21 protein-coding genes are annotated in these 19,833 nt (G+C 72.5%); 11 read left to right on the plus strand and 10 right to left on the minus strand.

The features are described 5' to 3' along the window. Nucleotides 1-190: 190 nt before the first annotated feature. The 7 genes from ABZ562_RS30220 to ABZ562_RS30250 form a co-directional block, all read right to left on the minus strand. Complete coding sequence (locus ABZ562_RS30220; RefSeq protein ID WP_361485581.1) at nt 191-1,546, minus strand: NtaA/DmoA family FMN-dependent monooxygenase; 1,356 nt, start codon at nt 1,544-1,546, stop codon at nt 191-193. Then, nucleotides 1,543-2,625 (minus strand): LLM class flavin-dependent oxidoreductase, encoded by a 1,083-nt coding sequence (locus ABZ562_RS30225; RefSeq protein WP_361485583.1) that lies wholly within the window; start codon nt 2,623-2,625, stop codon nt 1,543-1,545. The genes ABZ562_RS30220 and ABZ562_RS30225 overlap by 4 nt, the downstream gene beginning before the upstream one ends. Nucleotides 2,626-2,657: 32 nt before the next feature. Then, a complete protein-coding gene (locus ABZ562_RS30230) occupies nt 2,658-3,626 on the minus strand; it encodes an ABC transporter substrate-binding protein (RefSeq protein ID WP_361485585.1) in 969 nt (322 codons plus the stop codon). A 43-nt stretch (nt 3,627-3,669) separates the two neighbouring features. Next, nucleotides 3,670-4,422 carry an amino acid ABC transporter ATP-binding protein gene (locus ABZ562_RS30235; RefSeq protein ID WP_361485677.1) on the minus strand — a complete coding sequence of 251 codons (753 nt, stop codon included), beginning with the start codon at nt 4,420-4,422 and terminating at the stop codon, nt 3,670-3,672. Between the two features lie 5 nt (nt 4,423-4,427). Further along, on the minus strand, nt 4,428-5,315 hold the full coding sequence (locus ABZ562_RS30240) for an amino acid ABC transporter permease (protein ID WP_361485587.1): 888 nt from the start codon (nt 5,313-5,315) through the stop codon (nt 4,428-4,430). Nucleotides 5,316-5,366: 51 nt separating this feature from the next. Next, nucleotides 5,367-7,268: an FAD/NAD(P)-binding protein gene (locus tag ABZ562_RS30245; protein ID WP_361485589.1), complete on the minus strand. Its 1,902-nt coding sequence runs from the start codon at nt 7,266-7,268 to the stop codon at nt 5,367-5,369. A 431-nt stretch (nt 7,269-7,699) separates the two neighbouring features. Continuing rightward, the gene (locus tag ABZ562_RS30250; RefSeq protein ID WP_361485591.1) at nt 7,700-8,938 is read right to left on the minus strand and encodes a DUF5685 family protein; all 1,239 of its coding nucleotides are present in this window, start codon (nt 8,936-8,938) and stop codon (nt 7,700-7,702) included. A 233-nt stretch (nt 8,939-9,171) separates the two neighbouring features. Here ABZ562_RS30250 and ABZ562_RS30255 point away from each other — a divergent pair, with 233 nt between their 5' ends. After that, nucleotides 9,172-9,606: a cell division protein SepF gene (locus ABZ562_RS30255; protein ID WP_361485593.1), complete on the plus strand. Its 435-nt coding sequence runs from the start codon at nt 9,172-9,174 to the stop codon at nt 9,604-9,606. Nucleotides 9,607-9,621: 15 nt separating this feature from the next. Here ABZ562_RS30255 and ABZ562_RS30260 read toward each other — a convergent pair whose 3' ends face one another. Together ABZ562_RS30260 and ABZ562_RS30265 are read right to left on the minus strand one after the other, a co-directional pair. Next, nucleotides 9,622-10,809, minus strand: coding sequence for an acyl-CoA dehydrogenase family protein (locus tag ABZ562_RS30260; RefSeq protein WP_361485595.1), 1,188 nt, complete (start codon nt 10,807-10,809; stop codon nt 9,622-9,624). 130 nt (nt 10,810-10,939) lie between these two features. Next, complete coding sequence (locus ABZ562_RS30265) at nt 10,940-12,691, minus strand: MFS transporter (RefSeq protein WP_361485597.1); 1,752 nt, start codon at nt 12,689-12,691, stop codon at nt 10,940-10,942. Nucleotides 12,692-13,062: 371 nt separating this feature from the next. On the opposite strand from ABZ562_RS30265, the gene ABZ562_RS30270 reads away from it, so the two are divergent. Both ABZ562_RS30270 and ABZ562_RS30275 read left to right on the plus strand, forming a co-directional pair. After that, nucleotides 13,063-14,247: a hypothetical protein gene (locus ABZ562_RS30270; protein WP_361485599.1), complete on the plus strand. Its 1,185-nt coding sequence runs from the start codon at nt 13,063-13,065 to the stop codon at nt 14,245-14,247. Between the two features lie 313 nt (nt 14,248-14,560). Then, nucleotides 14,561-15,610 (plus strand): phosphatase PAP2 family protein, encoded by a 1,050-nt coding sequence (locus tag ABZ562_RS30275; protein WP_361485601.1) that lies wholly within the window; start codon nt 14,561-14,563, stop codon nt 15,608-15,610. A 129-nt stretch (nt 15,611-15,739) separates the two neighbouring features. Here the strand turns inward: ABZ562_RS30275 and ABZ562_RS30280 are convergent, their stop codons facing one another. Further along, on the minus strand, nt 15,740-15,955 hold the full coding sequence (locus ABZ562_RS30280) for an I78 family peptidase inhibitor (protein WP_361485603.1): 216 nt from the start codon (nt 15,953-15,955) through the stop codon (nt 15,740-15,742). Nucleotides 15,956-16,360: 405 nt separating this feature from the next. On the opposite strand from ABZ562_RS30280, the gene gvpO reads away from it, so the two are divergent. From gvpO to ABZ562_RS30320, 8 genes are read left to right on the plus strand one after another with little or no spacing between them, the layout of a single operon-like run. After that, complete coding sequence (gene gvpO / locus ABZ562_RS30285; protein ID WP_055553194.1) at nt 16,361-16,666, plus strand: gas vesicle protein GvpO; 306 nt, start codon at nt 16,361-16,363, stop codon at nt 16,664-16,666. A 51-nt stretch (nt 16,667-16,717) separates the two neighbouring features. After that, on the plus strand, nt 16,718-17,182 hold the full coding sequence (locus ABZ562_RS30290; protein ID WP_361485606.1) for a gas vesicle structural protein GvpA: 465 nt from the start codon (nt 16,718-16,720) through the stop codon (nt 17,180-17,182). A 13-nt stretch (nt 17,183-17,195) separates the two neighbouring features. Further along, nucleotides 17,196-17,915 (plus strand): GvpL/GvpF family gas vesicle protein, encoded by a 720-nt coding sequence (locus tag ABZ562_RS30295; protein WP_361485608.1) that lies wholly within the window; start codon nt 17,196-17,198, stop codon nt 17,913-17,915. Continuing rightward, nucleotides 17,915-18,121 (plus strand): gas vesicle protein GvpG, encoded by a 207-nt coding sequence (locus tag ABZ562_RS30300; protein WP_361485610.1) that lies wholly within the window; start codon nt 17,915-17,917, stop codon nt 18,119-18,121. The genes ABZ562_RS30295 and ABZ562_RS30300 overlap by 1 nt, the downstream gene beginning before the upstream one ends. Beyond that, nucleotides 18,100-18,474: a gas vesicle protein gene (locus tag ABZ562_RS30305; RefSeq protein ID WP_361485612.1), complete on the plus strand. Its 375-nt coding sequence runs from the start codon at nt 18,100-18,102 to the stop codon at nt 18,472-18,474. Before ABZ562_RS30300 ends, ABZ562_RS30305 begins: the two co-directional genes overlap by 22 nt. After that, complete coding sequence (locus ABZ562_RS30310) at nt 18,471-19,310, plus strand: GvpL/GvpF family gas vesicle protein (RefSeq protein ID WP_361485614.1); 840 nt, start codon at nt 18,471-18,473, stop codon at nt 19,308-19,310. Before ABZ562_RS30305 ends, ABZ562_RS30310 begins: the two co-directional genes overlap by 4 nt. After that, entirely contained in the window at nt 19,307-19,498 is a 192-nt protein-coding gene (locus tag ABZ562_RS30315; protein WP_361485616.1) for a gas vesicle protein, read from the plus strand. The genes ABZ562_RS30310 and ABZ562_RS30315 overlap by 4 nt, the downstream gene beginning before the upstream one ends. Continuing rightward, nucleotides 19,495-19,773, plus strand: coding sequence for a gas vesicle protein K (locus ABZ562_RS30320; protein ID WP_361485618.1), 279 nt, complete (start codon nt 19,495-19,497; stop codon nt 19,771-19,773). The genes ABZ562_RS30315 and ABZ562_RS30320 overlap by 4 nt, the downstream gene beginning before the upstream one ends. Nucleotides 19,774-19,833: the final 60 nt, after the last annotated feature.

Raw genomic sequence — 19,833 nt, forward strand, 5'->3', positions numbered from 1 at the left:
CGGCCGGAAAGGGCAAGAGGACGGTTCGGAAAAACACCGGGCACACGCGCCATGGCCCCGGCGCCTTTCGGCCGCCGGGGCGGTGCGCCCGTCCCTTCGGGCACGTGGTGAGACGGGCACGACGGCGGCCGGGTTCCACTTCGGCCCCGCTCCGGTGGCCCCGCCCCCGTACGACCGGCTCCGGTATCGCTTATTCCGGGGCGTCCGGACGGGAAAGCCCCAGATGGTCGCGGAGGGTGCGGCCGGTGTACGCGGTGCGGAAGACGCCCCGTTCCTGGAGCAGCGGAACCACCCGGTCCACGAACTCGTCGAGCCCGCCGGGGGTCAGATGCGGCACCAGGATGAAGCCGTCGGCGGCCTCGTTCCGCACAAAACGCGCCATCTCCCCGGCGACCGCCTCCGGGGTGCCGATGAACGACTGCCGTCCGGTCGTCTCGATGACGGTCTCCCGGATGGAGAGTCCCTTCTCCTCCGACAGCGCCCGCCACTTGGCGGCGAGCGCCAGCGGATCGGCGTGCCGCACCCGGCCCTGGACGAGCTGGGAGCCGGGGTCCGGGTCGATGTCCGGAAGGGGGCCGTCCGGGTCGTAGCCGGACAGGTCGACGCCCCAGACCTGCTCCAGGGCGAGGATCGCGTTCTGCGGCGAGACCTGCTGCCGCCGGATCGCGGCGGCCTTCTCCTGGGCGTCGGCGGCGGTGTCGCCGAGGACGAAGGTCACCCCGGGCATGATCTTCAGATCGCCGGGCGCCCGGCCGTACGCCGCCAGCCGCCGCTTGACGTCGGCGTAGAAGGCGCGGCCCGCCTCCAGGGTGCCGTGCCGGGTGAAGACGATGTCGGCGGCGGAGGCCGCGAACTCCCGGCCCTCGTCGGAGTCCCCGGCCTGGATCACCACCGGATGGCCCTGCGGGGAGCGCGGTACGCCGAACCGGCCCTCGATGTCGAAGTGCTCGCCCCGGTGCGCGAACGGGCGCGGCGAACCGCCCTGTGGCCAGGAGTCCCACAGCTCGCGCGCGGTGGCGACGAACTCGGCGGCCCGGGTGTAGCGGTCGGCCCGGTCCAGGTAGCCGCCGCGCCGGAAGTTCTCGCCGGTGAACGCGTCGGAGGAGGTGACGACGTTCCAGGCGGCGCGGCCCCCGCTGAGGTGGTCGAGCGAGGCGAGGCGGCGGGCGAGTTCGTACGGCTCGTTGAAGGTCGCGTTGACGGTGGCGGCGAGGCCCAGCCGGTCGGTGACGGCGGCGAGCGCGTTCAGCACGGTGATCGACTCGGGCCTGCCCACCACGTCGAGGTCGTGGATGCGGCCGCCGTGCTCGCGCAGCCGCAGTCCCTCGGCGAGGAAGAAGAAGTCGAACAGACCGCGCTCGGCGGTGCGCGCCAGATGGTCGAAGGAGCTGAAGTCGATCTGGCTGCCGAGAGCGGGGTTGCGCGAAGCGCATCGGCCAGGGGTGGTGGTCGGGCTGGCGGGTGGGACGGCCCACACGGTGGTGTTGTTGACGCCGGGGAAGTGCGCGGCAAGATGGATCTGCCGGGGCCGCTGTCGATCGTTCACCGGGCTGCCTCCCTCGCGAGGGCGTAACGGTTGGCCGGGCGCGGCCGCCCCAGGTGCTCGCGGAGCGTCGTACCGGGATAGAAGGTGCGGAACAGTCCGCGGTGCTGGAGCAGCGCGACCGTGCCGTTGACGAAGCGCTCCAGGTCGCGCTGCGGGACGGCGGGGACGATGTGGAAGCCGTCCACGGCGCGGGCGTCATGCCATCCGGCGATCAGGTCCGCGAGGCCGACCGGGCCCCCGCGGTACAGCGGCGGAGCGCCGTCCCGGGTGGTCAGCGGGCCCCGGGCGGAGTCGGGTTCGCCGTCGCCCAGGTCCACCGCGAGGGCGGCGAGCACGGTGAGTGCGCCCGGGTCCCGGCCGTACGCCGCGGCGCGGCGGCGCAGTTCGTCCCGGGCCCGGCCCGCCGCCTCCGGGTGGGCGGCCCGTATCCAGGCGATGTCGGCGTGGCGGGCCGCGGTGTCCCAGGTCACCGGGTCGGTGGCGGCGACGGCGACCACCGGGTGGCCCTGCGGCGGCCGGGGCACGATGGCCGGGCCGCGCACCCGGAAGCCGGCGCCCTCGTAGTCGACGTAGTGCAGCTTGTCGCGGTCGATGAAGCGGCCGGTGGCGGTGTCGCGGATCTCCGCGTCGTCCTCCCAGCTGTCCCACAGCCGGGCGGAGACATCGGCCACCTCCCCCGCCTCGGCCCAGAGTCCGGGGGCGGGCGCGGCGGGGCGGCGGCCCACCAGCCGCGCCTCCGCCTCGGTGGCCGACACCTCGACGGTCCAGCCCGCCCGGCCGCGGCTCACCCAGTCCAGGGTGGCCACGGCGGACGAGACGTGGAACGGCTCGGTGTGGGTGGTGGTGACGGTCGGCACCAGGCCGATCCGCTCGGTGGCGGGTGCGACGCGCGCGAGGACGGCGAGCGCGTCGAGCCTGCCCTGCCCGTCTCCCGGCGGGCCGAACGTGTCGTCCAGGGTGACGAAGTCGAGCGCGCCGCGCTCGGCGAGCCGCGCCAGCTCGATGTAGTACGGCGCCTCGTACTGGCCGGCGCCGTCGATGGCGGCGGCCAGACGCAGGGGGCCGGTGGGCGTGGTCATGGGTTGGGTGCCCTTCCTCGGTCGGGGGATGGTCACGACGTGGGCAGACCGCGCGGGTTGACCTCGGACTTCTTCACGGCCTCGCTCGAGAGACCCCAGCGCTTCAGCACCCGGGCGTACGAGCCGTCCCGGATGATGTGGTCGATGGCGGCGGCGTACGCGTCGACCAGTCCGCTGCCCTTCTTGGTGGTGGCCGCGATCTTGCCCTGCACCAGGTCGCCACCGCCGGAGAGCGTGCCGATGATCTGGGTCTGACCGGCCGAGGCCACGTGGTAGGCGGCGGTGGGGTGGGGGCCGAGATAGGCGTCGATGCGCCCGGACTGGAGGGCGAGGTAGTAGTCGGTGTCCTTCTGGAAGTACGTGATGTCCACGGGCTCGCGGCCCGCCTTCTGGTTCTCCTTGCTCCAGTCGACGAGGATCTTCTCCTGGTTGGTGCCGGAGGAGACGGAGATGGTCTTGCCCGCGACGTCCTCGGGGCCCTTGACCCGCCACGAGGTGCCCTTCTTGGCTTCGAAGGCGAGGTTGTCCAGCCGGTAGGTCGCGAAGTCGTACTTCTGCTTGCGCTCCTCGGTGACGGTGACGTTGGAGAAGACGGCGTCGAACTTGGAGCTGTCCAGGCCGACGAAGAGGTTCTCCCAGGAGACCGGGTCGAAGGCGATCTTGAGCCCGAGGGTGTCGGCGACCAGGGTGGCGAGGTCGATCTCGACGCCGATCCGGGTCTTGTCGTCGGTCGCGTAGAAGCCGAGCGGCGGCGAGGCGTCGGCGCTGCCGCCGACGCGCAGCGTGCCGCGGCGGCGGATCGCCTCGGGCACCTTGGCCGCGATCGCGTCGGCCTTCGTGCCTCTGATCCGGTGCTGCCGGGGGCTGACGTTGAAACCGGCCCCCTTCTTGCCGCCGGCGCCCACCGTCTGCTGGGCGTCGCCGTCGCCGCAGGCGCCGAGCAGGGCCGTGGCGGGGACGGCGGCGAGGGCGGCGGCGAGCAGGGTGCGGCGGCTGGTCACGGGGGTGCTCCTTGGATGCATGGGGTGGTTCACGGGGCCCTCTTCACAGGACCTTGGAGAGGAACGCCTTGGTGCGTGTCTCGCGGGGGTGGTCGAGCACGTCGGCGGGCGGTCCCTGCTCGACGATCCGGCCGTCGTCCATGAAGACGACGGTGTCGGCGACCTCGCGGGCGAAGCCGATCTCATGGGTGACGACGATCATCGTGGTGCCCTGGTCGGCCAGGTCCTTGATGACGTCGAGGACCTCCCCGACCAGCTCGGGGTCGAGGGCGGAGGTCGGCTCGTCGAACAGCAGCAGCTCCGGCTCCAGGGCCAGCGCGCGGGCGATGGCCACCCGCTGCTGCTGCCCGCCGGAGAGCTGCCGGGGGTACGCGGACGCCTTGTCCGCGAGGCCGACCCGGGCGAGCAGCCGCTCCGCGCTCTCCACCGCCTGCTTCCTGGGGCGGCGGAGGGCGGATATCGGGGCCTCGATGATGTTTTCCAGCACGGTCAGATGCGGGAAGAGGTTGAAGTTCTGGAAGACGAAGCCGATCCGGGTGCGCTGCTCGAGGATGTCGCGCTCGCGCAGCTCGTACAGCTTGTCGTGCCGCTTGCGGTAGCCGACCAGCGAACCGGCGACGCTGATCCAGCCGCTGTCGACCTTCTCCAGGTGGTTGATGGCGCGCAGCAGCGTGGACTTGCCGGAGCCGGACGGGCCGAGCACGACGGCCACTTCCCCGGCGCGCACCTCCAGGTCGATGCCGCGCAGCACCTCCAGCGACCCGAAGCTCTTGTGGACGGAACGGATGTCGACCATGGCGGTCATCGGGTGGCTCCCCGGGAGAAGTGGCGCTCGACGAAAGCCTGGGCGATCGAGAGCAGCGTGGTCAGGATGACGTACCAGACGGTCGCGACCATCAGGAGCGGCACGACGCGGCCGTTGCGCCCGTAGACGACCTGCACCTGGTAGAAGAGTTCGCCGATCGCCATGACGGAGACGATCGAGGTGCCCTTGAAGAGGGAGATGACCTCGTTGGCGGCGTTCGGCAGGATCGAGCGCATCGCCTGCGGCAGCACGACGCGGCGCAGTTGCCGCAGCCGGGGGATGCCGAGGGCGGCGGCCGCCTCCAGCTGTCCGGCGTCGACGGCGAGGACGCCGCCGCGCACGATCTCGGCCGCGTAGGCCGCCTGGTGCAGGGCGAGTCCGAGGACGGCGGCGCTCATCGCGCCGACGAGCCCGGCGGTGTCGAAGGAGAAGAAGCCGGGCCCGAACGGGATGCCGAAGTCGAGCCGCTTGTAGAGGTAGGTGAGGTTGAACCAGAAGAGCAGCTGGACGATGAGCGGGATGGAGCGGAACGCCCAGATGTAGGTGAAGGCGACCGACTTCAGGAACGGGCTCCTGGAGAGCCGCATGAAGGCGAGCACGATGCCGAGGGCGAAGCCGAGCGCGGTGCCGTAGAACGTGAGCTGGATGGTGATCCAGACGGCCTTGAGGATCGTCTCGGTGGTGAAGAAGTCGGCGAAGACGTCCCATTCCCAGCCGGGGTTGGTGATCAGGCCGTGCGCGAACTGGGCGACCAGGACGGCCGTCACGGCGACGGCGGCCCAGCGCCAGGGGTGGCGTACGGGCACGACGGTGAGCGCGGAGTAGTCCTCGGGCGCGGCACGTTCGGACGCTTCGCGGAGAGGTGGATCGGAGGTCAGAGACACGGGAGGTCCTTGGGGAAGCGGGATGTCGGATGAGTACGGGGGCGTACGGGTTCAGGCGGTGAGCGCGGCGCGACAGGACAGGTCGCGCAGCGCGAGCAGCAGGGCGCGCGCGGTCGCGTCGTTCTGCCGGAACGCGGGGGCGCCTGTACGGGGCCGGGCGAAGGCGCCGGAGGAGCGGCCGTCGGTGTGCGGGCCGAGCGCGAAGCGGCGCGGGTGGGGGCGTCCGCCGCGGTCCAGGATCCGGGCGTCGTCGGGGCTGACGGCGAGCAGTCCGGCGGAGGTGGCGGCCGCGCCGTCCCGGTGGAGGGCGCGCAGCAGCGGATCGCGGGAGCGGCGCACGGTCGGCTCCGGCAGCCGTGCCTCGACCAGCGCGCGGGCCTCGACCTGACTGCCGGGGACGCTCGCGCCGCCCGCCCGGAACACCCCGCGCCGGGAGTCGGTGGTCACGGTCATCCCGGCGCCGAGGAACCGGACGACCCCGGCGCGGGAGAGCGCGAGGAGCTGCTGAAGGCGCGGGCCGGGCGGCCCGGAGGCGAGGTGGCTGAAGAAGCCGTGCCACCAGCCGCCGTCGCCGAGGTCGCCGAGCCGGGTGAGCTGGCCGTAGACGGAGAGCAGGGCGAGGAAGACGGCCAGGTCGGTGCTGTGCGCGGGGTCGTGGCGGCGGGCGAGGTCGGCCTCGATGTAGCCGCGCAGGCCCTCCTGGAGGGCGTCGGGTCCGGGGTGGCGCAACCCGTCGAGCGGATGGTCGAGGGCGTCGAGATCGAGCCGGTCGGCCGGGTCGGGGACGGTGGCGGCCACCAGGGCGCGCAGTTCGGCGCTGCCGGGCGGGCAGGCGGCGTACCGCTCCTCGAAGTCGGCCCAGTCGGCGGCCGTGCGCTCCGGGTGGACGGTGAACAGCCGGTGGTAGTGGGCGAATCCGAGTTCCTTGTCGATCAGCGGCCGGATGTCGCGCCGGAAGTCGGGCGGTGTGGGGCGTCGCAGCAGCTGGTCGACCTGGGCGGGGCCGAAGAAGCGGGGCACCGGCGGCCGTTCGCCGGTCAGGCCGTAGCCGATCTTGGCGTGGTACGGGACGCCGCGGCGCGAGCCGACGTACAGCACGGGTTCGCGCCCGGAGGGCCGGTAGACCGGCCGCCCGTCGGGCCCGCGGTCGTACCGTCCGCCGCGTCCCTCGGTGAGCAGCACCATGAGGTCGACGAAGGCGAGGCCGAAGCCGCGGACGATGACCGGCTCGCCGGGCCGCAGCCGGTTCAGCTCGCTGTCGGCGGTGAACTCGGGCGGCAGGTGCACCAGCTGGTGCTCGGCCGCGAAGGCGGACAGCGCCCGCTGTTCGGGGTCGGGCTCGGCGTCGAGATGGCCGAGGGCGAGGACCACGGCGTCGGCGAGGAGCGGGGTGGCACGCCCTTCGAGCCACACCCGCTGGCGTCCGTCGCGCGGCCCGGTGACCCGCACGGCACGGCAACGGTGCTCCTGGACGGTGATCCCGGGCGGCAGGGCGGCCACCGACCGCTCGTACACCCAGCGCAGATAGGCGCTCTGCAGCCGTCGGGTGGCGAAGCTGCGGCCGGTGAGCGAGGCGGCCTCGGCGACGGCTTCGGGCGGCAGGGCGGCCAGTTCGGCGGCGGGCAGCGCGCCGCGGCGTACGCGGTCGGCCCACTCGGCGAGGGAGGGGCCGGGCCGGACCGGGCCGTCCCGTTCCACCGACTCGTCGGTGAACATGGTGACGTCCTCGGCCATGGAGTTCATCCACAGCAGCGGGGACTGGTCGGGGCGCCAGACGCGGCCGCCGCCGGGCGGATGCGGATCGACCAGGTGCAGGGTGAACGGGGCCGCGGCGGTGTGGAGTTCCGGCGCGTTGGCGGCGATCCGCTCCACGAGCCCGGTGGCGCGCGGGCCCGCGCCGACGATGACGACGGCGTGCGGCGATGGGGAGGGGAGGTCCGGGGTGGCGGACATGCGAAGACTCCGTGAGTTCGTGAAGGAACACACGCGTTGCCCGCACACACGTCGCCGCGCCCCTCAGCACGGCATGGGGCCGAGGTTAAGGCGTGGCCACGGCCCGTTGTCAAGGCTGTCCACACTGTGAGCGAGGTGTCTCGCCCCGGTTGACGCGGATCCGGAAGGCTGCTCCACTTACCCCATGCATTCATGGCAGCGACTGGTCACGCGCGACCACATCGACTTCGGTCGGGTGTGGTCGTCGTCCTGTTCGGGCTGACTCCGCCCGCCTCCGCTGCCCTTCGGCTTCGAGGTTCCGGGCTTCGCCCGCCCGCCGGCCGTGCCGGTGTGGCCGCCCCCGTCCGCGTCGTCACGCGTCTCATCGCGCCTTCACACACGCTTCAGCGCTTCGCGCCTCCCCTCGCGCACGGCCTGTTTCGGAGCGTCGGCTAGCAGCCGCAATCGCAGCCGCAGTCGCAACCGTCACAGCAGTTACCGCAGCAGTCACCACAGTTGCTGCAGCAGTCACAGCAATCACAACAGTCCGAGCAGTCATCGCACTTGTGGCACCAGCCCTCGCGCGGCTGCCCCGACCACGGGTCGTGGTACGGATCCCGGCAGCACACCTGGCAGGTGCAGAAGAGCCCGGCCCATACCGCGCACCCGGCCATCAGCCCGCGCCGCCTGCCCCGGTCCGGCGGCTCGGGCGGCGTGCCGCCGGGGCCACCGCCGGGTCCGTGCGGCGTGATCCACGGCGACTGCGGCGGCGGCGCGCCCCGGGACGACTCGGGGGCGTCCGCGGTCTGCCCGGTGTGGGCACAGGCGGTGGTGCCGAACGCCCGGTCCACCGCGCGCGGCAGCTCGTGCGCCAGCAGCACATGGGCGAGCTTGCCGGACCCCTTCCCGGCGAAGGCGACGTCCTGGAGCGCGAGCCGCACCCCGTGCACCGCGTCGTCGCACAGCCGCCGCACCTCGGCGAGGTCCGCGCCGGTGGCCGTGATCGGGTTCCAGGCACCCTTCTCGGCGTCCTCGGCGAGGTCCTCGACCGCGTCCAGCAGATGCGCGAGCCTGCCGAAGAGCCGTCCCGCCTCCTCCAGCGGCGCCCGGTTGCCGGGCTTTCCGGCCAGTACGGCGGTGTGACCGAAAGCCGCGGCGGTCGCGGTCTCGGTCGGCTCCGTGACCGTCAGCAGCGAGGTGCCGGCACCCGCCAGTTCCTCGATCTGCTGCTGCCGCCCGACCGCGTCCAGCAGCACGGCGGTGTCGAAGCCGATCTCGGCACCGCTGCGGGCGCCCGCCCGGTCCCACCGACCGGCCACCCGGCGGGCGGCCGCGGCGACCGGCCGCCGGGCCAACGCCCCGTCGCCGTCCGCCACATGGTCCCGCATCTTGGCGGAGGCCAGCACCAGCGAGACGGTCGCCGCGAGCCGGGCGCCCTCGCCCCGGGCCACCGACGCGGTGCGCATCCCGCGCAGCGGGCACGGCCCGGCGGTGCGCCGCCGGCTGTCGGGGCGACCGGCCTGAGCCTCCACCAGAACCGATATGACCAGCCCGTCGTAGTTGGTGGCCATGCGGGCGAACTGACCGTGGTCACCGCGCAGCGCGAGGCACAACCCGCACAGATGCGCCATCCATTCCGTCCGGAGATTTTGCGACAGCCGGTGCCGACAAGGCCGGATAATGCCAAACAAAACTGTCCCCGTTCACCCGTACGTCCCCGGTGTCACCCGTCCGGCCTGCGGAGTCTACCCAGTACACCGTCAGCCCCCGTCATCAGGCGCGACCCTGATATGGCGCCAAACGTTGTGCACCGGTAACGTCACAAATCCGCTGTGCGGCCGCAATCCACGTGGCACATCATCCGCATCATGGACGACCATAGAGGGGCGGACAGTACACACCGTTAAGAGGAGAGGAGGCGTCCATGGGATCGGTGCGCAAGGCGAGCGCTTGGCTTGGCCTCGTCGACGACAGCGATGACGAGCGCTACTACGACGACGACTACGCCGAGGGACCCGAGCCCGGCGACTCCTGGGTGACCGACCCGCGGGTGCGGGTGGCCGACCAGGCCGCGCAGGACCAGGGCACGCGGATCGCGACGGTCACCCCGGACGGATTCCGGGACGCCCGCGGAATCGGTGAGATGTTCCGGGAAGGCATCCCGGTCATCGTCAACCTGACGACCATGGAGCCCGCCGACGCCAAGCGCGTGGTGGACTTCGCCGCCGGACTGACGTTCGGGCTCCGCGGCTCCATCGAGCGCGTCGCCAACCGCGTCTTCCTCCTCACCCCCGCCGACTACCAGATCGTCAGCGGGGACCCCAGCCGCGGGATCGGCGGCTTCTTCAACCAGAGCTAGGGCCGGCGGGGCGGCTCACCGGAAGGCATCGAGACCGGTGAGCGCCTTGCCGAGCACCAGTTGGTGCATTTCGACGGTGCCCTCGTAGGTGAGCACCGATTCCAGATTCGTCGCGTGCCGCATCACCGGGTATTCCAGTGAGATCCCGTTGGCGCCCAGGATGGTCCGGGCCGTGCGGCAGATCTCGATCGCCTCGCGCACGTTGTTCAGCTTGCCGAAGCTGACCTGCTCCGGCCGCAGCCGCCCCGCGTCCATCCGCCGCCCGAGATGATGGGCGAGCAGCACGCCCTTGTGCAGTTCCACCGCCATGTCGGCGAGCTTGGCCTGAGTGAGCTGGAAGCCCCCGATGGGCCGCCCGAACTGCTCCCGGCTCCGGGCGTACTCCAGCGCCGACGCGAAGGACGAACGCGCCGCGCCCAGCGCGCCCCAGATGATGCCGTAGCGGGCGTGGCTCAGACAGGACAGCGGTCCGCGCAGCCCGGTGGCCTCGGGCAGTACGGCGTCGGCGGGCAGCCGCACCTCGTCCAGGACCAGTTCGCTGGTGACCGAGGCGCGCAGCGACCACTTGTGCTTGATCTCGGGGGCGGAGAAGCCGGGCGTATCGGTGGGGACGGCGAAGCCGCGGATGCCCTCGTCGGTGCGGGCCCACACCACCGCGACCCCGGCCACCGAGCCATTGGTGATCCACATCTTACGGCCGGTCAGCACCCAGTCCGTGCCGTCCCGCTTGGCGTAGGTGCGCATACCGGCCGGGTCGGAGCCGTGGTCGGGTTCGGTCAGCCCGAAGCAGCCGATGACCTCGCCGGCGGCCATCCGCGGCAGCCACCGCTGCTTCTGCTCCTCGGAACCGAAGCGGTGGATGGCGTACATGGCGAGCGAGCCCTGCACCGAGACCAGGGAGCGGATGCCGGAGTCGGCGGCCTCCAGCTCCAGGCAGGCCAGCCCGTACTGGACGGCGCTGGCGCCCGTGCAGCCGTAGCCGCTGAGGGACATGCCGAGCGCGCCGAGGGAGCCGAGTTCGCGGGTCAGCTCGCGGATGCCGGGGAGTTCGCCGCGCTCGTACCAGTCGGCGATGTGGGGCAGGACGCGGTCGGCGGCCCACTGCCGCACGGTGGCCCGGACCGCCAGGTCCTCCGGCTCCAGCAGGTCGTCGATGCCCAGCGGGTCGTCGGGGTCGAACGGCGGCAGGGTGCCAGCGGACATGAGCAGCGACCTCCGGTTCGGTGTGGCCTTCGGTTCGATATGGCTTCCGGCCGCTGACGCTACGGCCGGGTAACGCCTGCCGTCCAGACCGTGTGGATCAGCGGGCCGCGGCGCCCAGGGAGCGGCCCCGTCAGCTTCCGGACTCGGCGCCGACGGCGGTGGCGGGATCGCGGCGCGGCGGGGCGCCCGGCGCGCGGGTGGCTTCCGGGGTCCCGGGGGCGTTCGCGGACCCGGCGGAAGCCGTGCCGTCCAAGCCCTCGGCGCCGCCGGAGGCGCCCGTGTCGTCCGTACCGTCGGTGTCGTCTTCGTCGGCGGGCGCGCACTCCATGGTCTTCGGCAGCCGCAGCGCGGCCACCGCGCCCAGCAGCAGCAGACCGGCGCTGACGGCGAGCGTCACGTGCAGACCGTGGACGAAGGAGGCGCGGGCCGCGGCCAGCAGCGCGGCCCCGGGCTTCCCGCCGAGATGGGAGGAGACGTCGTACGCCGCGCCCAGCGACTGGCTCGCGGCGGAGCTGGCCCGCTCGGGCACCCCGTCCACCGAGGCGACGCCCGGCTTGTAGGCGGCGTTCATGACGCTGCCCAGGAGGGCTATGCCGATCCCGGCGCCGAGCTGGTAGGAGGTCTCGCCGATGGCGGCGGCACCGCCCGCCGACTTGGCGGAGGCCTCGTTGAGCATGGACTCGTACGCGCTGAACAGCGTGGTCTCCAGGCCGAAGCCGAGGACGACGAAGCTGATCACGAGCACCGCGGGCCGGTCGGACTGGCCCATGATGGTGAGCGACAGGACGCCGGCGGCGGTGAGCACGAAGCCCAGCGCCACCATCGCGCGGGGGCCGAGCCGCTGGAGCATCCGGGAGCCGACGAGCCCGGCGGCCATGGCGGCGAAGGTGAGCGGCAGCAGCCTCAGCCCGGTCTCCAGCGGGGTGAGCCCGAGGACCAGCTGAAGGTACTGCGCGGCTATCAGCTCCAGGCCGACGAGCGCGAGCAGGGCGACCACGATGCAGCCGACGGAGATCGAGAAGGCGGGCCGGCCGAACAGTTTGAGGTCGACCAGCGGATGCGTACGGCGCCGCTGGCGGCGGACGAAGAGGAACAGCACCACCAGCCCGAACAGGACGGGGGCGGCCGTGGGGGCGTCCAGCGGCCACGCGCCGCTGCCCATCCTCTTCACTCCGAAGACCAGGCAGAACAGCCCGCAGGCGGCCATGACCGCGCCCAGCACGTCCCAGGGGCCGTCCCGGTCGCCGGTGGACTCCGGCAGCAGCCAGCGGCCGACGGGCAGCGCCACGGCCATCAGCGGGAGGTTGACCAGGAAGACCGAGCCCCACCAGAAGTTCTCGACCAGGAAGCCGCCGAGCAGCGGGCCGACCGCCGCGCCGACCGCGGCGACCGCGCTCCAGATGCCGATGGCCAGGGCCCGCTCCCGGCGGTCGGGGAAGACCTGGCGCAGGATCGACAGCGTCGCGGGCATGATCATCGCGCCGCCGACGCCCAGCAGTGCGCGGGCCACGATGAGGATCTGGGGGGTGGCGGCGAAGGCCGCGAGCGCCGAGGCGGCGCCGAAGAACGCGTAGCCGAGCAACAGCACCCGGCGGCGGCCCACCCGGTCGCCGAGAGTGCCGAAGAGGATCAGCAGAGAGGCGCAGACCAGCGGGTAGACGTCCACGATCCACAGCAGTTCGATCGCCCCGGGCCGCAGGTCCTCGGTCACGGCCGGAACCGCGACGTGCAGCACGGTCGCGTCCACGGCGACGAGCAGCAGGCTGACGCAGAGCACGAGGAGGACGATCCAGCGGTTCGCGCCGCCGCCCGCCTCGGTACCGCGCCATTGCCGGGGAACGGCCGCCGTCCGCCGAGTGCGGGCCGTGGTCGTCCCGGACATGTACGCACCTCCCTGGTCTTGCGCTCGCGTCGCGCCGGGACGGGACGAACGTCACTTCGTAGGGACGTCCGGCGGCCCGGCGGCGAAGGCACGAGTGGAGAGGTCAGGGTACGCGAGTCGCCGCGCGGGACGTGTGCCGCAGGTCATGTTATGGGCATCACCGCAGGCCAGGTCGGTGGAATACGTTCCGCCGCTCCCCTTTTGTCCGCCGTCCCTCCCTCGTCCCCCTCCCGTCCGTCCGCCGTACGCCGACCGTTCCGCCGGCGGCCCTCCGGCCGTCCCCCGGCCGTCCTCCCGCCGTCCCCGGCTGTTCGTCCGCCGGTTGTCCACAGGCCCGGCGGGCCCCGGAATCATCCTCGATAATCGTCGCCGTGACTGATCTCGCCCAAGCCGACACCGCGCCGCCCGGCGCCGGGCTGCCGGGCGGCGTGGCGCTCGCCGCGCTGCGCCGGGCCGCCCCGGCGCTGATGCTGTATGCCGGGACGCGCGCGCTCGGCCTCGTGGTTCTCGCGGGTTGGGGGGCGGTCGCCGGCAAGAGTCCACACCAGCTCCTCACGGCCCGCTGGGACTCGCTCTGGTACTCCCGCATCGCCGAGGAGGGATACGGCTACACGATCCATCTGGCCGATGGATCGGTCCATTCCAATCTGGCGTTCTTCCCGCTGTTCCCCGGGCTGGAGCACGCCGTATCGGCCGTGACGCCGCTCAGCGCGCCGGACGCGGGGCTGGCCGTGAGTTCGGTCACCTCGCTGTTCGCCGCGTGGGGGATCTTCGCGGTCGGCGATCTGGTGTACGGGCGCCGGGTGGGGATCGCGCTGGTGGTGCTGTGGGGGGTGCTGCCGGTCGGGATCGTGCAGTCCATGGCGTATTCGGAGTCGCTCTTCACGGCGCTGGCCGCCTGGTCGGTGTACGCGGTGCTGACCCGGCGCTGGGTGTGGGCGGGGGTCCTCGCGGCGCTCGCGGGGCTCACCCGGCCGGTGGGGGCTGCGGTGGTGGCCGCGGTGTGGATCACGGCGGCGGTGGAGCTGCTGCCCGGTGAGCGGTGGCGGCGCGCGTTCCACACCCACCGGCGCGTGCTGGCCGGGGTGGTGCTCGCGCCGCTGGGCTGGCTGGGCTACGTGGTCTGGGTGGCGGCGCGGACCGACAGCCTCACCGGGTACTTCGACGTCCAGAACGGCTGGGGGAACGGGTTCGACGGCGGGCTGGCCTTCGCGGCCTTCGTCGGCGGCCTGTTGGTGCATCCGCCGTTCATCGCCGGGATCGCGCTGCTGCTCGGCGTGATCGCGCTGCTGTGGCTGTACGTGGCGTGCGTACGGCAGCGCCAGCCGCTGCCGTTGCTGGTGTACAGCGGCTCGGTGCTGGTCCTCGCGCTGGCCGCGAAGGGGTATTTCGGCTCCAAGCCGCGGCTGTTGATACCCGCCTTCCCGGTGCTGATCCCGCTCGCGATCGCCCTGGTCCGGCTGCGTCCGGCGCGCAGCGCGCTGCTCCTGGGCTCGGTGGGGCTGGCCTCCGCGGCGTACGGGGCGTGGTGGCTGCACGGCTCGGGGCCGCCGTGATCCGGCCGCCCGGTCCGGCCGGGCGGCGGGCCGCCGGTCCCGGCGGCGGGAGCCCGGCTGTCGCCCGGGCGACGCCCCGGGAAACGGTGAGGAACGCCACGGCCAATCGCCGATAAACACCCCTGTAAGAATTCCATAAAGAGATCTCGGATCACTGATAGGAAGGCCAGGGCACAAATGCGCCGGGGCCTCGTGCATTCCGTGGAAAGGGGCGGCCAAAAGCCGACCGACGAGACACACCCCACATCACATCGTCATCACAAAGCGACCTGATCGACTGAACCCACCTGTCACGCAATGTAACGTCGATTAGGTGCGTACCGAAGACAAGCTCCTCAAGGAGGAGCGACCCACCGATCTCGCGCGGCGCGATCCCGCGCGACCGCGGATGACCCGGACACGCTTCTGGCTGCTCGGAACCACCCTCGCGGTCTACGCCGCGACCGTGATCGGCGTGCTCACCACCTCCTGGCTGGTGGAGTTCGACTGGCAGGTCATGCTGTTCCGGCCCTACAAGCAGTGGCCGGAGTTCCACATGTTCCTGGACTACTTCGTGGTGATGGGCCAGCGCGGCCCCACCGCGGTGGCGGTCGCCGCGTGGCTGGGGTGGTGCTGCTACCAGCAGCGCACCCTGCGCCCGGGGCTGGTGCTGGGCACCTCACTGCTGCTGCTGAACATGACCGTGGGCGCCGTGAAGATCGGCTTCGGCCGGCTCGGCCCGCACTACGCGACGAGCGTCGGCTCCAATGAGATGTGGCGCACCGGCGATATATTTCCTTCGGGTCACACGGCGAACGCCGTGGTCACCTGGGGTGTGCTGGCCTATCTGGCGACCACTCCCCTGGCCCGCAGGATCGCCTCGCTGATCGCCGCGGGCTTCGCCTTCGGCGTCGGCATGACGACCGTGTACCTGGGCACCCACTGGCTGAGCGACGTGGTGCTGGGCTGGGCCGCCGGCGTGCTGGTGCTGCTGGCCCTGCCGTGGCTGGAGCCGGCGATGGCCCGTGCCGAGATGCTGCTGCTGAGCCTGTACCGGCGGCTGCGCGACGGCCGGGCACCGGTGCCCCTGCCCTCCGCGCGACCGGCACCCGGCGGCCCGGCCCTGGGCACGCCGCGGGCCGCGCGCGACGACGAGGCTCCGGTCCGCGAGCCGGTGAGCATGGTCGGCCGGCCGGGCTCCACCGGGCGGGTGCCCGAGGCGCGCCCGCACCACGCGGGGCGGCAGCACACGGTCCGCTCCGAGCGCACCCCGGTCACCCCGGTCGGCAGCCGCCGGCCGCCGCACGCCGACCGCGTGCCGCGCTCCTCGACCCCGTTCGGTCCCTCGGCCGGGCGCGGCCGCACCCCGGCCACCGGCGGCTAGCCGCCCGGCCCACCGCGGGCCGGTACGCACACCCCCGCGGCCCGCACCCAGCGCAGACGACGGCCCCGGAGGCTCCCAAGGGAGCTCCGGGGCCGTCGCCGTGCGCGTCGTGCCCGCCCGAGCGGGCGGTCAGCCGCGCCAGCAGCGCCGCACGGCGTCGTCGGCGACCTCGAAATTGATGCGGCCGCGCAGGTACTCCATCGTGATGATCGCGCCCGGCGGCAGCGCCCGCACGGTGGTCCAGCCGCGCTCACGCGCCACGTCCTCGGCGGTCCGGGCGTCGAGCCCCACATAGCTGTCGAGGTCGTCGTCGGGTTCGGCCGGAAGGTTCGGTACAGGTCCCATGACACCCACCGTAGGCGCGGCCGAACGGGTGGGAAAGGAACACCTTCCGGCGTGCCGCGGAGCACACCGACAAGCCTCATCCGCCCCGCGTCCGCCATTCGTCACACTTGTGTCACAGAAAACACGCCCGGGTTTGTCATCGACTTTGTCACTCTTACGAGCCGCGTGTTGACGCCCGGAAGATGACGGATAGTTTTCGCCGGTATCCCCTGGCAAAGACGTGGTTCTGGTATAGGCGCGGGGCTTGCCCATGACATGCCCCGGGGGAATTCAACGGCCGCAGGAATATGCCACCGCCGATCGGGCACCCGGCTTCCGGAGCGCACAATTCCGACACAAATCGGGGAATTCGAACCCCGAGGTTTACCCCGCCGGGACCGCGGTACCCGGCGCATCGAGGCGAACATGACAGACACATCCGATGGAACCCGCGAGAAGACGACGGCGACCAGTGGCCCGAGCCCACTGGCGCTCCTGCGATCCGCCCGGGAACAGCTCGTCGAACTGACGGGCCTGTACCCCGAGTCGCTGCCCCGCCTGGAGCAGACCGACGACGGCTGGGTGCTGGACGCCGAGGTGGTGGAACTGGCCCGGGTCCCGGAGTCGATGAGCCTGATGGCCTTGTACGAGGTGACTCTCGACCCGGACGGCCAGCTCACCGGCTACCGGCGCATCCGCCGTTACGAGCGCGGGCGAAGTGACCGCGGCTGACCGGCAGGGGGAAACGGCCGGCCCGGCCGGACACGAGAGGACACACACGACATGACCACGGTTGTTCCAGCACAGCAGAGCAGGGGTGGGGGCGGCACCAGCGGTCTCTACGACGTCCTGGAACTGATCCTCGACCGCGGCCTGGTGATCGACGCGTTCATCCGCGTCTCCCTGGTCGGCATCGAGATCCTCAAGATCGATATCCGGGTCGTGGTGGCGAGCGTCGACACCTACCTCCGGTTCGCCGAGGCGTGCAACCGCCTCGACCTGGAGGCCGGCCCGAACAAGTCCCCCGGCATCCCCGAGATCCTCGACGGCGCCACCGAGAGCGGTGCCCGCAGCAAGACCAAGGGCGCGCTGTCCGGGGCCGGCGAGACCGTCTCCAAGGCCGCCCACTCGGTGGCCGAGGCGCTCCGGGGCGACGAGGAGCCCGAGCCGGAGGAAGCGCCCGCCCGTACCCGGTCCCGGCGCCCGGCGGCCAAGAAGTCCGCGCCGAAGAAGGCCGACGAAAGCTGAGGAGAGAGAGCTGATGAGCACCTATGTGTACGGGATCGCCCGCGGCACCCTCCCGGACCTCGGCGACACGCTGCTCGGCATCGGTGATCCGCCGCTGCCGGTGCGCGCCCTCAACGAGGGCGAACTGGCCGCGATCGTCAGCGACTGCCCGCCGGAGCTGAAGCCCCGGCGCCGCGACCTGCTGGCCCATCAGCACGTGCTGACCGAGGTGAGCGACAAGCGCTCGGTGCTGCCGATGCGGTTCGGCTCGGTCTCCGCCAGCGACGATGACGTCCGCACGGTGCTGAGCCGGCACGCCGACCGCTACGAGGACCAGCTGCGGCGGCTGGCCGACCGGGTCGAGTACAACGTCAAGGCGGTGCACGACGAGGACGCGGTGCTCCACCAGGTGCTCTCCGAGGAGCCGGAGCTGCGGCTGATGGCCGAGGCCAACCGGGCCGCGGGCGGCGGCACCTACGAGGAGCGGATGCGCTTCGGCGAGCGGGTGGCGAACGCGGTGCGGGCCCATGAGGTGCGCGACGCGCGGACCGTGGAGGAGGCGCTGTCCCCCGCCGCCGAGGCGGTGCGCCCCGGCCCGGAGGGCGGCGGCTGGTTCCTGAGCCTGTCGGTGCTGCTGGCCAAGGACGGCTCCGAGCCGCTGCTCGAAGCGGTCGCCGGCCTGGAGAAGAACCACCCCTGGATGAAGCTGCGGGTGAACGGCCCGCTGCCGCCCTACAGCTTCGTCGAATCCTGATGCTGCTGATCGGCTGGGTGCTCAGACAGGTGCTCGCCGCGGCGGAGCGCGAGTACTACGACCCGGCCGCGATCCAGCGCGAACTGATGACCCTGGAGCAGCGGCTGGAGGACGGGGAGATCGACGAGGCGGAGTTCGAGCGGCAGGAGGACGTGCTGCTCGACCGGATGGAGGAGGCGCAGCAGTGGGCGAACGGGACCCTGTGACCACCGCGTACGGCTCCGCGGCGGGGTACGGCTCGCGGGCGCCGTACGGTGCCTCCGGCTCGTCCGGGCTCGCCACCCATGGTGATTCGGCCAACCTCGCCGACATCCTGGAGCGGGTGCTCGACAAGGGCGTGGTCATCGCGGGCGACATCCGCATCAATCTGCTCGACATCGAACTCCTGACGATCAAGCTGCGGCTCATCGTGGCCTCCGTCGACAAGGCCAGGGAGATGGGCATCGACTGGTGGGAGCACGACCCGTCGCTGTCGTCGCGCGCCCGCCGCGACCCGGCGCCGGCGCCCGCACCGGCGCCGCCGGTGGAGAACGGCACGAGCGAGGAGGCGGCCGGATGACCGACGCGACCCATGTGGCCGACGCGAGGAACACCGCGGAAGCGGCTACGGCGACCGGAACGCTGGAGTACGCGTACGCCGTCGTCCGCGAGGACGACATCCCGCGCAGCGCCCTGGAGCGGGTGCGCGGGGTCGCGGGCGAACCGGTGCGCGCCGTCCGCCATCTGGGGCTCGCCGTGCTGGCGGGCCCCGTCCCGGCCGCCGACTTCGACGAGGGGCCGCTGCGCGAGCGGCTGGAGGACCTGACGTGGCTGGAGGGCGTCGCCCGCGCCCATCAGCGGGTGGTCGACACGGCCGGGACGGACACCTGTGTCATCCCGGTCCGGATGGCCACCGTCTGCCGCGGCGAGGAGGGGCTGCGGCGGCTGGTCGCCACCGGCCGGGACCGGTTCGCGACGGCGCTGGACCGGCTGGAGGGCCGGGTGGAGTGGGGCGTCAAGGTGTACGCGGCCCCCGCCCCCGCCGAGGAACCGTCCGCCGAGCCCTCGGCCGCCACCTCGGGCCGCGACTACCTGCGCCGCCGCGGCGCGCAGCGGCGCGCCTCCGAGGAGCGCTGGGGGCGTACGGAGGAGGGTGCGCGCCGGGTGCACGAGACGCTGGCCGCGCTCGCCGAGGGCGCCCGGCTGCATCCGCCGCAGGACGTACGGCTGTCCGGCGAGCCGGACCGCAATGTGCTCAACGCGGCGTATCTCCTGCCGCGCGAGGACAGCGAGCTGTTCGCGGAGCGGGTGGGGCAGCTGGCCGGGCGGGAGCCGGGGCTGCGGCTGGAGCTGACCGGACCGTGGGCGCCGTACTCCTTCGTCGCCGCCGAGGGCAACGAGCGGGCTGAACCATGACGACGAGCCCGCTCGCCCACCGGCAGATCGCCCTGGTGGACCTGCTGGACCGGCTGCTCGCGGGCGGCGTGGTCATCACCGGCGATGTGACCCTGCGCATCGCGGACGTCGATCTCGTACGCATCGATCTGCGCGCGCTCATCAGCTCGGTGAACGAGAACGTGCCGTCGCCCTGGGAGGAACCGTGAGCCGGAAGCTGGAGCTGGACCAGGACACGGTCGAGCGCGATCTGATGAGGCTGGTCCTGACCGTCGTCGAGCTGCTGCGGCAGCTGATGGAGCGGCAGGCGCTGCGCCGGGTGGACCAGGGTGACCTGACGGAGGACCAGGAGGAGCGGATCGGGCAGACCCTGATGCTGCTGGAGGACCGCATGGGGACGCTGTGCGACCGCTACGGCATCAAGGAGTCCGACCTCAACCTCGACCTCGGGCCGCTCGGCCCGCTGCTGCCCCCGAGAGAGTGACGGCGCCCTGAGCGCGTGACACCCGGGGACATGGCCTCGCGCCCCTCCACAAACTGCCCC

Source organism: Streptomyces sp. NPDC019937, from assembly GCF_040631655.1.
GTDB lineage: Bacteria > Actinomycetota > Actinomycetes > Streptomycetales > Streptomycetaceae > Streptomyces.